The 12534-nt window shown below is 67.6% G+C and carries 12 protein-coding genes; 3 read left to right on the top strand and 9 right to left on the bottom strand.

Annotated elements, in window-relative coordinates; genetic code table 11:
- Window positions 1-51: 51 nt before the first annotated feature.
- The 4 genes from ACFZDC_RS21865 to ACFZDC_RS21880 form a co-directional block, all read right to left on the bottom strand.
- Window positions 52-1689, bottom strand: a complete 1638-nt coding sequence (locus ACFZDC_RS21865) for a cytochrome b N-terminal domain-containing protein (protein ID WP_391326165.1) — start codon at window positions 1687-1689, stop codon at window positions 52-54.
- The gene (locus ACFZDC_RS21870) at window positions 1686-2744 is read right to left on the bottom strand and encodes a Rieske 2Fe-2S domain-containing protein (protein WP_391326167.1); all 1059 of its coding nucleotides are present in this window, start codon (window positions 2742-2744) and stop codon (window positions 1686-1688) included. The genes ACFZDC_RS21865 and ACFZDC_RS21870 overlap by 4 nt, the downstream gene beginning before the upstream one ends.
- Window positions 2741-3553 carry a c-type cytochrome gene (locus ACFZDC_RS21875; protein WP_391326169.1) on the bottom strand — a complete coding sequence of 271 codons (813 nt, stop codon included), beginning with the start codon at window positions 3551-3553 and terminating at the stop codon, window positions 2741-2743. Before ACFZDC_RS21875 ends, ACFZDC_RS21870 begins: the two co-directional genes overlap by 4 nt.
- Window positions 3554-3615: 62 nt before the next feature.
- Window positions 3616-4236, bottom strand: a complete 621-nt coding sequence (locus ACFZDC_RS21880; protein ID WP_366017117.1) for a heme-copper oxidase subunit III — start codon at window positions 4234-4236, stop codon at window positions 3616-3618.
- A 146-nt stretch (window positions 4237-4382) separates the two neighbouring features.
- Here ACFZDC_RS21880 and ACFZDC_RS21885 point away from each other — a divergent pair, with 146 nt between their 5' ends.
- On the top strand, window positions 4383-4784 hold the full coding sequence (locus ACFZDC_RS21885) for a hypothetical protein (RefSeq protein WP_391326171.1): 402 nt from the start codon (window positions 4383-4385) through the stop codon (window positions 4782-4784).
- A gap of 105 nt (window positions 4785-4889) precedes the next feature.
- On the opposite strand, the gene ACFZDC_RS21890 is transcribed toward ACFZDC_RS21885, so the two are convergent.
- From ACFZDC_RS21890 to coxB, 4 genes are all read right to left on the bottom strand, one after another.
- Window positions 4890-6149: an Ig-like domain-containing protein gene (locus ACFZDC_RS21890; protein WP_391326173.1), complete on the bottom strand. Its 1260-nt coding sequence runs from the start codon at window positions 6147-6149 to the stop codon at window positions 4890-4892.
- Window positions 6150-6281: 132 nt separating this feature from the next.
- Window positions 6282-6680, bottom strand: a complete 399-nt coding sequence (locus ACFZDC_RS21895; protein ID WP_391326175.1) for a cytochrome c oxidase subunit 4 — start codon at window positions 6678-6680, stop codon at window positions 6282-6284.
- A complete protein-coding gene (gene ctaD, locus ACFZDC_RS21900) occupies window positions 6677-8410 on the bottom strand; it encodes a cytochrome c oxidase subunit I (protein WP_391326177.1) in 1734 nt (577 codons plus the stop codon). The genes ACFZDC_RS21895 and ctaD overlap by 4 nt, the downstream gene beginning before the upstream one ends.
- Window positions 8407-9366, bottom strand: coding sequence for a cytochrome c oxidase subunit II (gene coxB / locus ACFZDC_RS21905; protein WP_391326179.1), 960 nt, complete (start codon window positions 9364-9366; stop codon window positions 8407-8409). Before coxB ends, ctaD begins: the two co-directional genes overlap by 4 nt.
- Before the next feature lie 292 nt (window positions 9367-9658).
- Between coxB and ACFZDC_RS21910 the strand changes: the two genes are divergently transcribed.
- Window positions 9659-11035, top strand: coding sequence for an aminotransferase class V-fold PLP-dependent enzyme (locus tag ACFZDC_RS21910; protein WP_391326181.1), 1377 nt, complete (start codon window positions 9659-9661; stop codon window positions 11033-11035).
- Between the two features lie 184 nt (window positions 11036-11219).
- On the opposite strand, the gene ACFZDC_RS21915 is transcribed toward ACFZDC_RS21910, so the two are convergent.
- Window positions 11220-12194 carry a PfkB family carbohydrate kinase gene (locus tag ACFZDC_RS21915; protein WP_391326183.1) on the bottom strand — a complete coding sequence of 325 codons (975 nt, stop codon included), beginning with the start codon at window positions 12192-12194 and terminating at the stop codon, window positions 11220-11222.
- 130 nt (window positions 12195-12324) lie between these two features.
- Between ACFZDC_RS21915 and ACFZDC_RS21920 the strand changes: the two genes are divergently transcribed.
- Window positions 12325-12534, top strand: coding sequence for a hypothetical protein (locus ACFZDC_RS21920; protein ID WP_391326185.1), 210 nt, complete (start codon window positions 12325-12327; stop codon window positions 12532-12534).

A 12534-nucleotide genomic window follows, 5' to 3' on the forward strand; every position in this document is an offset into this window, starting at 1 on the left:
CCCGTCCGTAAGCCGGACGAGGCCCTTAGCCGTGGCGTGGCGACGCGGTGATCAGTGGTGGCCGTGGCCGCTCGTGATCTCCTTGTACTCCTCGACGGTGGGCTTCGGGATCTGGTTGTCCCCGCTGTAGTAGGCGTGGCTGAGCTTGGCGCGCAGCTTCTCGGACGCCTTCACCTTGCGCTCGACACCGTTCTCGTCGACCGCCGGGCCGACCTCGGCCGGCTCGTACTGGTGGTGAGCCGTGAGGGTGTGCAGCTGCTCCTGGCTGAGCGCCTCGTGGACCTCGATGAACTCACCGTGCGGCAGGCGCTTGATGATGCCGGTCTCGCGACCGTGCAGCACCTTGTCGCGGTCGCGGCGCTGCAGACCGAGGCAGATCCGCTTGGTGGTGATGAACGCGATGACCGGTCCGGCGAAGAAGAAGATCCGGACGAACCAGGTGACGTCGTTGATCGACAGGTGGAAGTGGGTGGCGAAGAGGTCGTTGCCACCACCGACCAGGCCGACCATGTACACGGTCACCCAGGCGGCACCGAACGCGGTACGGGTCGGGGCGTTGCGCGGGCGGTCCAGGATGTGGTGCTCGCTCTTGTCGCCGGTGACCCAGGACTCGATGAACGGGTAGAGCGCGATCACGCCCAGGACGAGGCCGAAGAGCACCAGCGGGATGAACACGCCCAGGACGAGTGTGTGACCCCAGAAGTTGATCTCCCAGCCCGGCATGTAGCGGACCAGACCCTCGGCGAAGCCCATGTACCAGTCGGGCTGGGCGCCGGTGGACACCTGGTCCGGGCGGTACGGGCCCATGGCCCAGATCGGGTTGATCTGGGCAACCGCGGCGATCGCCGCGATCACACCGAAGACCAGGAAGAAGAAGCCGCCCGCCTTGGCCATGTACACCGGCAGCAGCGGCATGCCCACGACGTTCTTCTCGCTCTTTCCGGGACCCGCGAACTGCGTGTGCTTGTGGTAGAAGACCAGGATCAGGTGGCCCACCACCAGGCCGAGCATGATGCCCGGCAGCAGCAGGATGTGGATCGAGTAGAACCGGGCGACGAAGTCGTGGCCGGGGAACTGACCGCCGAAGAGGAAGAACGAGATGTACGTTCCCACGATCGGCATCGACAGGATCGCGCCCTCGGTGAAGCGGACACCGGTGCCGGAGAGCAGGTCGTCCGGGAGCGAGTAACCGGTGAAGCCGGTGAACATGCCGAGGACGAACAGCAGGAAGCCGAACAGCCAGTTGATCTCACGCGGCTTGCGGAACGCGCCGGTGAAGAACACGCGCATCATGTGCACGAACATGCCGGCGAGGAAGATCAGCGCGGCCCAGTGGTGGATCTGCCGGATGAGCAGACCACCGCGCACGTCGAAGGAGATGTGCAGGGTCGAGCTGAACGCCTCGGACATCAGCTGTCCCTGCAGCGGGACGTAGCTGCCGTGGTACTCCACCTCGTTCATCGACGGGTGGAAGAACAGCGTCAGGTAGACACCGGTCAGGATGATGATGAGGAAGCTGTACAGGCAGACTTCGCCCAACATGAACGACCAGTGGTCGGGGAAGATCTTGCGCATGTTGGACTTGGCCAGGGAGTAGATCCCGAGCCGGCCGTCGGCCCAGTCGGCGACCCGCTCGCCGGCCGGTGCCTTCCCGCGGGGGCGGGGCTCTTCGTTCGCTGCAGTACTCATCCGCGCTCCCAGAATGCAGGACCGACGGGCTCCTCGAAGTCGCCGAGCGCCTGGAGGTAACCCTCGTCGTTCACGCCGATGCGCAGTTGCGGCAGGGCGTGACCGGCGGGGCCGAAGATCACTCGGGCACCGTCGGAGAGGTCGAAGGTGGACTGGTGGCACGGGCACAGCACATGGTGCGTCTGCTGCTCGTACAGGGAGATCGGGCAGCCCACGTGGGTGCAGATCTTCGAGAACGCGACGATGCCCTCGTGCGACCACTCGAGCTCGCGCTTGTCCTTGATGTTCTCCGGCTGGAGCCGGATGATCATCAGGGCCGCCTTGGCGATCTCGTTCTGGAAGTCCTCTTGGGTCTCCTCCAGGCCCTCGGGCTTGGCGAAGGTCAGCGAACCGACGGCGACGTCCTCGGGACGCAGCGGCTGGTTCGTGTTCGTGTTGACGAGCAGCTTGCCCTTCGCCCACAGGGTGTGGCGCAGCGAGGTACCGGGCAGCGGGCCGAGGTCGCGCAGCAGCATGACGCCGGAGAGCGGCACCAGGGTGAGCGCGCCGAACATCGTGTTGCGGATCAGCTTGCGGCGGCCGAGCGCCGACTCCTTCGCGCCCTCGCGGAAGTCGGCGTGGACCTTCGCGCGGACCTCGGGCGAGGCCTCGATCGGGTGACGCTCGTCGGCGACCTCCACGTCGGACATCAGGGTGCGGGCCCAGTGGACCGCGCCCGCGCCGATGCAGAACAGCGCCGTACCGAGGGTCATGCCGAGCGCGAAGTTCAGCGCGCTGAGGTGCCCGATCGGGAAGACGAAGATCGACTTGTCGTGCGGGATCGCCACGTACGACACGATGAAGCCGATGGTGGCCAGCATCGACACCGTGAACAGCAGGGCGACGACGCGCTCGGACCGCTTGGCGGCCCGCTCGTCGATGTCCTGGATCCGGTGCTCGTGAGGCGGCAGACCCGGGTCGGCGAACGGGTTCTCCTCGTCCGCGACGCTCACTGCGCCGTGCGCGTGGTCCTGCTCAGCGGGCAGGTTCTCTTCTGGAATGTCTTGGCTACTCATGACTTCTTGGCCTTTGCGGTCCGAGCGGCGACCCAGACGGCGACCGCGATCAGCGCGCCGAGACCGAAGATCCAGGCGAACAGACCTTCAGTGACCGGCCCGAGGCCGCCCAGCTCCATACCGCCGGGGTTGTCCGTCTCACTGCTGTCGACCGCGTGCAGGTACGCGATGATGTCCTTCTTGTTCTTCTCCGTCAGAGTGGTGTCGGGGAAGGACGGCATGTTCTGCGGGCCCGTCTGCATGGCCTCGTAGATGTGCTTCGGGTCGACGCCTTCCAGCGTCGGCGCGAACTTGCCCTTGGTCAAGGCACCACCCTTGCCGGTGAAGTTGTGGCACTGCGCGCAGTTGGTGCGGAACAGCTCGCCGCCCTTGGCGATGTCCGCGCCGTCCGGGCCGTACTGCTCCTTCGTCGGCACCGCGGGACCGGCACCCAGCGAGGCGATGTACGCCGCGAGCTGGTCGATCTCGGCCTGGGTGTAGATGTTCTTCTTCTTTGGGACCTGCGGGCCCTGCGAGGTGGCGGCGGGCATGCGGCCCGTGCCGACCTGGAAGTCGACCGCCGCGGCGCCCACGCCGACCAGGCTGGGGCCGTCGGAGGAGCCCTGGCCACCGGTGCCGTGGCAGCTGGCGCAGCCGACCTCGTAGAGCTTCTTGCCCTCCTTGATGGTCAGGGACTGGGAGGTTTCATCGGCCTGTGCCTTGCTCGCGGGCGCGAACGCGGCATACAGCCCCCCAGTGGCCGCCAGCGCGAGGAGTAGGACGACGACCGCCGCCAGCGGATGGCGTCGTCGTGCGGAGAGCTTTTTCACGGATTACCCCGGTGTCAGGATCTTCTGCGTCGATGCTTCTGGATGTGCGGGAGCGGTCCCGGCTACTTGATCAGGTAGATCGTGGCGAAGAGGCCGATCCAGACCACATCGACGAAGTGCCAGTAGTAGGACACGACGATGGCGGCGGTCGCCTGCTCGTGAGTGAACCTCTTCGCCGCGTAGGTGCGGCCGAGGACCAGCAGGAAGGCGATGAGACCGCCCGTCACGTGCAGGCCGTGGAAGCCGGTGGTCAGGTAGAACACCGAGCCGTACGGGTCGGAGGACAGGGAGATCCCGTCCTCCTTCACCAGCGAGGTGTACTCGTAGATCTGACCGCCGATGAAGATCGCACCCATGATGAAGGTGAGGATGAACCAGCCACGGAGCTTCTTCACGTCCCCGCGCTCGGCCGCGAACACGCCGAGCTGGCAGGTGAGCGAGGAGAGCACCAGGATCGTGGTGTTCGTCGCGGAGAAGGGCACATTGAGCGCATCGGCCATGTGCTTCCAGTGCGCCGGACCCGTCACCGATCGCAGGGTGAAATACATCGCGAAGAGGGCCGCGAAGAACATCAGCTCGGAACTCAGCCAGATGATGGTTCCGACGCTGGTGAGGTTCGGCCGGTTGACCGACGGGTGCGCGTGCCCGGTTTCTACTGTCGTTGCTGTCGCCACGACCGACATTATGTCGGTCGCTTATCCCGCCCTCACTCCGGGGGGTGCCGTTCGGAGTGTTGCTACCCGCCGAACCGGTGTTGACGTGGTGTTCAGGGGAGTAACATCCGGCCCGAACGGCCCTGTCCGTAGGACGCTGACGTCTCGGAGGAAGCATGCAGCCGACCGCCACAGTGCTGGTGTACAGCGACGACTCCAACACACGGGAACAGGTGCGGCTGGCCTCCGGCCACAGGCCGGCTCCTGATGTCCCCCTGGTCGAGTTCGTCGAGTGTGCGACTCCTGAGGCCGTGCTGCGCGAGCTGGACAAGGGTGGCATCGACGTCTGTGTGCTCGACGGCGAGGCCGTGCCGATGGGTGGCATGGGGGTGTGCCGGCAGATCAAGGACGAGGTCTTCAACTGCCCACCCGTGCTGGTGCTGATGGGACGGCCCCAGGACGCGTGGCTGGCCACGTGGAGCCGGGCTGACGCGGCGGTCACCCTGCCGGTGGATCCGGTGGAGTTCGCGTCCGCCTTGGCCGCCCTGCTCCGTCGGAAGAGGTTGCTGAGCGCCTGAGCGCCAGGGGCGCGAGGGGGGGTGCGCGACTGCCGGTCGTGTGTGGCTGGTCGCGCCCGCGCGGCGGAGCCGCACATCATCACGGCCCCGCGCCCCTGGAGGTAGTCACACCGCCGTTGGCTTCAGGCGCAGCGCGTCCTGTGGTGCGGGGCCGTCCGGGGTGCCGTTGACGAGGGCGCTGCCCGCGCGCCACTTCTTCCAGTCCACGTTCCAGTCGCCGAAGCCGTTGCCGAAGGGCTCCATCGGGTCGCCGTCGGAGTTGACGACCTTGACGATGTCGCCCTGGTGGATGTGGCCGAAGAACCACTCGGCGTTGGACGTACTCATGCCGGTGCAGCCATGGCTGACGTTCGCGTACCCCTGGGAGCCGACGGACCAGGGGGCGGCGTGGACGTACTCCCCCGACCAGGTGACCCGGGTGGCGTAGTAGACCGGGAGGTCGTACGAGTCGGAACTGCCCTCGGCGATGCCGACGGTGGTACCGCGCATCCGTACGAAGTACTGCTTCTCCAGTACGACCTTGACGCCGTTGCGGGTCTCGAAGCCGGGCTTGCCGGTGGTGACGGGGACCTGGTTGATCTCCTTGCCGTTCTCGTAGAACGTCAACTGGTGCGCCGAGGCGTCCGTGACGACCTCGACCTTCTCACCCGTGGTGATCTTCAGGGCCTTGGACTTGCCGCCCCACAGCCGGTCACTGATCTTGACGCCGTCCAGGTTGCTGTGGACCTGGATCGTGGCGTGCGCCGGCCAGTACTCCTTGGGGCGGTAGTGGAGTTCCTTGTCGCTCACCCAGTACCAGGCGCCCAGGACGGCCGGCGTGGAGTCGACCCTGAGAGCACGCTCCACGATGGCCCGCTGCGCCTTGTCCTTGACCTCGTGGTCGAGCTGGGCGGTGATGGGCTGTCCGACACCGTACTGGCCCGAGTCCGGCCCGAACGTGACGCCCAGACGCTTCTTGCTGGCCGGCTTGCTGGTGTCGAAGGCGAGAACCTTGCGGCCCGGCGCGCCGTCCTCGTCCTCCGTGCTCACCGTGACCGTGTAGTGGGCGTTGGCGGCCAGCGGGGAGGTGCTGTGCCAGCGGCTGCCGTCGGCGGCGAGTTCACCCGCCACATAGCGCCCTGTGGAGTCCTGGGCGGTGACGTCCGTGATCCGGCCGTCGCCGTTGGCGGTGATCTCCAGGGGCTTGTCCGGGTCGGCCCGCTTTCCCGCATCGGTGGGGCCGTTGAAGGAGATCTGATCCGCTGCGTCGTACGGCTTGTCCGACAGGGGGTTGCCGTCCGAACCGCAGGCGGTGACGCCCGCGCCGAGGACGGTCACCAGCAAGGTGCAGCTGACGACGGTGCGGGTCCGCGGAGTGTGGTTCATATGATCACACTATGAGACCGAGAGACTACCGGCGCGGCACGTAACTCGTACGAGGGACGGACGCTGCGGCAAAAGCAGGAGCCCGGACTCTCCTGCATGGAGTGTCCGGGCTCCCGGTGTGCTCGGTGCGTGCTACTGGGTGCGGTTCTCACCGTGGTAGTACTCGAACACCCAGCCGAACAGGCCGATCATGATGATCGGTGCGGCGAAGTAGATCAGCCACCAGCCGACAGCGACGCCGAGGAAGGCGATCGCACCGCCGAAGCCCAGGGCGAGCGGCTGCCAGCTGTGCGGGCTGAAGAAGCCCAGCTCACCCGCGTCGTCCGCGACGTCGGCCTCCTTGTCGTCCTGCGCACCCGCGTCGACCCGCCGGGCCGTGAAGCCCAGGTAGAAGCCGATCATGATGGACAGGCCGAAGGCCAGGAAGAGTGCGGTGGTACCGGCCGGCTCCTTCGACCACACGCCATACACGATGGCCATGGTCAGGATGAAGAAGCTCAGCCAGATGAACATCCGGCCCTGGATCTTCACTTGCCGGCCTCCTTGCTGCCCGCGATGGCGGCGCCGTGTCCGGCGTTCTCAAGCTGCTCCAGCGCGGCGATCTCGGGGTGGTGCAGGTCGAACGCCGGGGATTCGCTGCGGATCCGCGGCAGGGTGAGGAAGTTGTGCCGCGGCGGCGGGCAGGAGGTCGCCCACTCGAGCGAACGGCCGTAGCCCCACGGGTCGTCCACGCCGACCGGCTTGCCGTACTTGGCCGTCTTCCACACGTTGTAGAGGAACGGCAGGATCGACAGGCCGAGCAGGAAGGAGCTGATCGTCGAGATCGTGTTCAACGTGGTGAAGCCGTCGGCCGCCAGGTAGTCCGCGTAACGGCGCGGCATGCCCTCGGCACCCAGCCAGTGCTGGACCAGGAAGGTGCCGTGGAAGCCGATGAACAGCGTCCAGAAGGTGATCTTGCCGAGGCGCTCGTCCAGCATCTTGCCGGTCATCTTCGGCCACCAGAAGTGGAAGCCCGCGAACATCGCGAAGACGACCGTACCGAAGACCACGTAGTGGAAGTGGGCCACCACGAAGTACGAGTCGGAGACGTGGAAGTCCATCGGGGGCGAGGCCAGGATGACACCGGTCAGACCACCGAAGGTGAAGGTGATCAGGAAGCCGACCGCCCAGAGCATCGGTGTCTCGAAGGACAACGAGCCCTTCCACATGGTGCCGATCCAGTTGAAGAACTTCACGCCGGTCGGTACGGCGATCAGGAACGTCATGAAGGAGAAGAACGGCAGCAGCACACCGCCGGTGACGTACATGTGGTGCGCCCACACCGTCACGGACAGACCGGCGATCGCGATGGTCGCCGCGATCAGACCCATGTAGCCGAACATCGGCTTACGGGAGAAGACCGGGATGACCTCGGAGATGATGCCGAAGAACGGCAGCGCGATGATGTACACCTCTGGATGGCCGAAGAACCAGAAGAGGTGTTGCCATAGGAGTGCGCCGCCGTTGGCCGCGTCGAACACATGCGCACCGAACTTGCGGTCCGCCTCCAGGGCGAACAGCGCGGCCGCGAGGACCGGGAAGGCCAGCAGGACCAGGACGGCGGTCAGCAGCACGTTCCACACGAAGATCGGCATACGGAACATGGTCATGCCCGGCGCACGCATGCAGATGATCGTGGTGATGAAGTTGACCGCGCCGAGGATGGTGCCGAAGCCGGAGAAGGCCAGACCCATGATCCACAGGTCGGCCCCGATGCCCGGGCTGCGGACCGCGTCCGACAGCGGGGAGTAGGCGAACCAGCCGAAGTCGGCCGCGCCCTGCGGGGTGAGGAAGCCACCGACCGCGATGGTCGAGCCGAACAGGTACAGCCAGTAGGCGAACATGTTCAGCCGCGGGAAGGCCACGTCGGGCGCGCCGATCTGCAGCGGCATGATCCAGTTCGTGAAGCCGGCGAACAGCGGCGTCGCGAACATCAGCAGCATGATCGTGCCGTGCATCGTGAACGCCTGGTTGAACTGCTCGTTCGACATGAACTGCAGACCCGGCCGGGCCAGCTCGGCGCGCATCAGCAGCGCCATGACGCCACCGATCAGGAAGAACGCGAACGAGGTGACCAGATAGAGCGTGCCGATCGTCTTGTGGTCGGTGGTCGTCAGCCACTTCACCACGAGATTTCCGGGCTGCTTGCGCCTGACCGGCAGCTCGTTCTCGTACGAGTCCTCGGCTGCCGCGGCACCCTGGGGTTCATTGAGGATGCTCACAGGTTGTTCGTCTCCCGGTTCTTCTCGTGCGGCGTCTGTGCGATGCCGGCGGGAATGTAACCGGTCTGCCCCTTCTTGGCGAGGTCCTTGAGGTGCTGCTCATAACGCTTGGGGGAGACGACCTTCACGTTGAACAGCATCCGGGAGTGGTCGACACCGCAGAGCTCCGCGCACTTGCCCCTGAAGGTGCCCTGGCGGTTGGGGGTCACCTGGAAGACGTTGGTGCGGCCCGGGATGACGTCCTGCTTCATCAGGAAGGGCAACACCCAGAAGGAGTGGATGACGTCACGCGAGGTCAGGACGAAGCGGACCGTCTTGCCCTCGGGGAGCCAGAGCGTCGGACCGGGGTTGCCGGTCTGCGGGTTGCGGGTGCCGGGCGTACCGACGTCGTAGACACCGCCGGCGTTCGCGGGGAAGTCCTTCTTGAACCGGTCCGCGATCGCGTCCAGGTTCTTGTCGGTCTTGGCGTTGCCCGTGGAACCCGGGACGTCCGCGACGTAGTTGAAGCCCCAGCTCCACTGGAAGCCGACCACGTTGACCGTGACGTCGGGCTTCTTGGAGAGGCTGAGGAGCTTCGTCTCGTCCCGGGCCGTGAAGTAGAAGAGCACCGAGATGATGATGATCGGGACCACCGTGTACAGGGCCTCGATCGGCATGTTGTACCGGGTCTGCGGAGGTACCTCGACCTTGGTGCGGCTGCGCCGGTGGAACATGGCGCTCCACAGGATCAGGCCCCACACCAGCACGCCGACGGCGAGCGCGGCAGCCCAGGAGCCCTGCCACAGGGAGAGGATCCGCGGAGCCTCTTCCGTGGTGGGGGTGGGCATGCCAAGGCGGGGGAAGTCCTTGTATGTGCAACCGGTTGCGGTCGCCAGGACCAGGCCCGCGGTCAGTGCCTGCAGCAGCTTCCGCCGCATCGGGCGCCGCGGCGAGCGGTCGGAGCCGTTGGGACTCACGTAGCGCCTTCCCGAGAGTCTCGCCCGCGCGGTCGGCTGCGGCCTTCTCGCTGGTCGGTCGCCGCCCTGCGTCGGGCAGGGGTTTGGATGTTTATGCGGACCAAACCCTAGCCGACGCTCTCGGAGGGTTCGCGGGGAGGGTGCCATACGCGCCGCGGGTCAGCCCGAAGGGGTGGGTTTGGGCGCCCAATAGCTCGTTTTCTTGCGGTTTTGTGCCCGAGTGCAGGTGCGTTGTCGCTGGTCGCGCCGTTCCTCGCGCCTGTTTTGCTCACCGGCGTTCTAACGTTGCCGTGTGCCCTACTTCGACGCTGCGTCCGCCGCTCCCCTTCATCCCGTGGCCCGACAGGCGCTGTTGGCCTCTCTCGATGACGGGTGGGCCGACCCCGCCCGGCTGTACCGGGAGGGGCGGAAGGCCCGGATGCTGCTCGACGCGGCGCGGGAGGCGGCGGCCGACGCCGTCGGATGCCGGGCGGACGAGGTGGTGTTCACCTCCTCGGGGACCCGTGCCGTCCACACCGGCATCGCGGGGGCGCTGGCCGGGCGGCGGAGGGTGGGACGCCACCTGATCGTGTCAGCGGTGGAACATTCCTCCGTACTCCATTCGGCGGAGGTGTGGGAGGCGGAGGGTGGAACGGTCACCCAAGTGGCCGTGAACCGGGCCGGGGCGGTGGATCCGGCGGCCTATGCCGACGCGCTGCGGCAGGACACCGCGCTGGCCTGTCTGCAGTCGGCCAATCATGAGGTGGGGACCGTGCAGCCGGTTGCCGAGGTGGCCGAGGCGTGCCGGGCCGCCGGGGTGCCGCTGCTGGTGGATGCCGCGCAGTCGCTGGGCTGGGGCCCGGTCGAGGGCGACTGGTCCCTGCTGGCCGGCAGTGCGCACAAGTGGGGCGGCCCCCCGGGGGTGGGGCTGCTCGTCGTGCGGAAGGGCGCGCGGTTCGTGACGCAAGGGCCCGTGGACGAGCGGGAGTCGGGGCGGGCGCCCGGGTTCGAGAACCTTCCGGCGATCGTCGCGGCCGCGGCCTCCCTGCGGGCGGTGCGGGCCGAGGCGGCCCAGGAGGCGGTACGGCTGGCGGAGCTGACGCGGCGGATCCGGGCGCGGGTGCCGGAGCTGGTGCCGGACGTGGAGGTGGTCGGCGATCCGGAGCGGCGGCTGCCGGGGATCGTCACCTTCTCCTGTCTCTATGTCGACGGAGAGGCCCTGCTGCACGAGCTGGACCGGGAGGGTTTCTCCGTCTCGTCCGGGTCGTCCTGCACGAGCAGCACGCTGACTCCCAGCCATGTGCTGAAGGCGATGGGGGTGCTGAGCGAGGGGAATGTGCGGGTGTCGCTGCCGCCGGGAGTGTCCGAGGAGGACGTCGAACGGTTCCTGGCCGTGCTGCCGGGGGCCGTGGCGGGCGTGCGGGAGAAGCTGGGCGCGCCGGCCCCGGCGACCGCCGTCCAGGCGGAGGAGCTGGTCGTCGACTCCCTCGGCAAGCGGTGCCCGATTCCCGTCATCGAGCTGGCCAAGGTGATCGGGGAGGTGCCGCTGGGCGGCACGGTCCGGGTGCTGTCGGACGACGAGGCCGCCCGCCTGGACATTCCGGCGTGGTGCGAGATGCGAGGGCAGGAGTACGTCGGCGAGGAGCCTGCGGAGCGGGGCACGGCGTACGTGGTGCGCCGGGTGAGCTGAAAAAAGGAGGCCCCGGTCGGGTGTGGGGCTGTGCCGAGGTGCGGCTGCGCCGCGTGCGCGACCGGCCCCGACGCACCCGCGGCCGACGGGCCGCGCCGCGTGGGCGCGGCCGGCCCGACGACCGGCGGTCGCCGACGGCGAAGCCGAGGCGAACGTCCGGGCGCCCGGCGTCACCCGGGCCCTGTCAGCCGAGGTGAGCGCGAACCTCCTCCGCCGCCTCCTCCCCGTACGCCTTGGTGAACCGCTCCATGAAGTGCCCGCGCCGCAGCTGGTACTCCTGCGTGCCCACCGTCTCGATGACCAGCGTGGCCAGCATGCAGCCGACCTGGGCCGCGCGCTCCAGGGAGACGCCCCAGGCGAGGCCCGAGAGGAAGCCGGCGCGGAAGGCGTCGCCGACGCCCGTGGGGTCGGCCTTGCGCTCCTCCTCCGGGCAGCCGACCTCGATCGGGTCCTCGCCGACCCGCTCGATCCGCACGCCCCGCGAGCCGAGGGTGGTGACGCGGTGGCCGACCTTGGCCAGGATCTCGGCGTCGGTCCAGCCGGTCTTCGCCTCGATGAGCCCCTTCTCGTACTCGTTGGAGAAGAGGTAGGTCGCCCCGTCCAGCAGTATCCGGATCTCCTCGCCCTCCATGCGGGCGATCTGCTGGGAGAAGTCGGCGGCGAAGGGGATGTTCCGGGAGCGGCACTCCTCCGTGTGGCGGAGCATGGCCTCCGGGTCGTCGGCGCCGATGAGGACCAGGTCGAGGCCGCCCACGCGGTCGGCGACGGTCTTCAGCTCGATCTGCCGGGCCTCGCTCATGGCGCCGGTGTAGAAGGAGCCGATCTGGTTGTGGTCGGCGTCGGTGGTGCACACGAAGCGGGCGGTGTGCAGGGTCTCGGAGATACGGACCGAGTCGGTGTCCACGCCGTGCCGGTCGAGCCAGGCCCGGTACTCGTCGAAGTCGAAGCCGGCGGCCCCGGCCAGGATCGGCTTCGTGCCGAGCTGGCCCATGCCGAAGGCGATGTTCGCGCCGACGCCGCCCCGGCGTACGTCCAGGTTGTCGACCAGGAAGGAGAGCGAGACCGTGTGCAGCTGGTCCGCGACGAACTGGTCGGCGAAGCGGCCGGGGAAGGTCATGAGATGGTCGGTGGCAATAGAGCCGGTGACTGCGATGCGCACGACGGGCATTCTCCTGCGGGAGGCTGGATTGACAGTTCACGCTACCCCGCTCGGGCGGGCCGCTGAAGTTGGCAAAACTACCCGATAGTAGATCTTTTTTCGCGGCACCTCGCGTGCCTACGGTTCCGTCATGACGAATCTCAAGGTCAACTCGTCCGCCCCGGCCGACCTCGAAGGCGACCTCGCCTCGCTGCGCGGGGACTGCGCCCGGATGGCACCGCACTGGACGGCTCCGGAGCACGGTGACTCCCGGCCGGTGCCGCCGTCCCTGATCCACGGGGTGACCGTCCCGGTGCGGTCGGCCCGGCTGCTGGACGCGATGTCGGACTACGGCGACTGA

The sequence above is a fragment of the Streptomyces sp. NPDC007905 genome, assembly GCF_042959345.1.
GTDB lineage: Bacteria > Actinomycetota > Actinomycetes > Streptomycetales > Streptomycetaceae > Streptomyces.

Coding starts and splice junctions, on each gene's coding strand:
- ACFZDC_RS21870 (WP_391326167.1), bottom strand. CDS start 2,744: ATGAGTAGCCAAGACATTCCAGAAGAGAACCTGCCCGCTGAGCAGGAC.
- ACFZDC_RS21880 (WP_366017117.1), bottom strand. CDS start 4,236: ATGTCGGTCGTGGCGACAGCAACGACAGTAGAAACCGGGCACGCGCAC.
- ACFZDC_RS21890 (WP_391326173.1), bottom strand. CDS start 6,149: ATGAACCACACTCCGCGGACCCGCACCGTCGTCAGCTGCACCTTGCTG.
- ACFZDC_RS21885 (WP_391326171.1), top strand. CDS start 4,383: ATGCAGCCGACCGCCACAGTGCTGGTGTACAGCGACGACTCCAACACA.
- ACFZDC_RS21865 (WP_391326165.1), bottom strand. CDS start 1,689: ATGAGTACTGCAGCGAACGAAGAGCCCCGCCCCCGCGGGAAGGCACCG.
- ACFZDC_RS21920 (WP_391326185.1), top strand. CDS start 12,325: ATGACGAATCTCAAGGTCAACTCGTCCGCCCCGGCCGACCTCGAAGGC.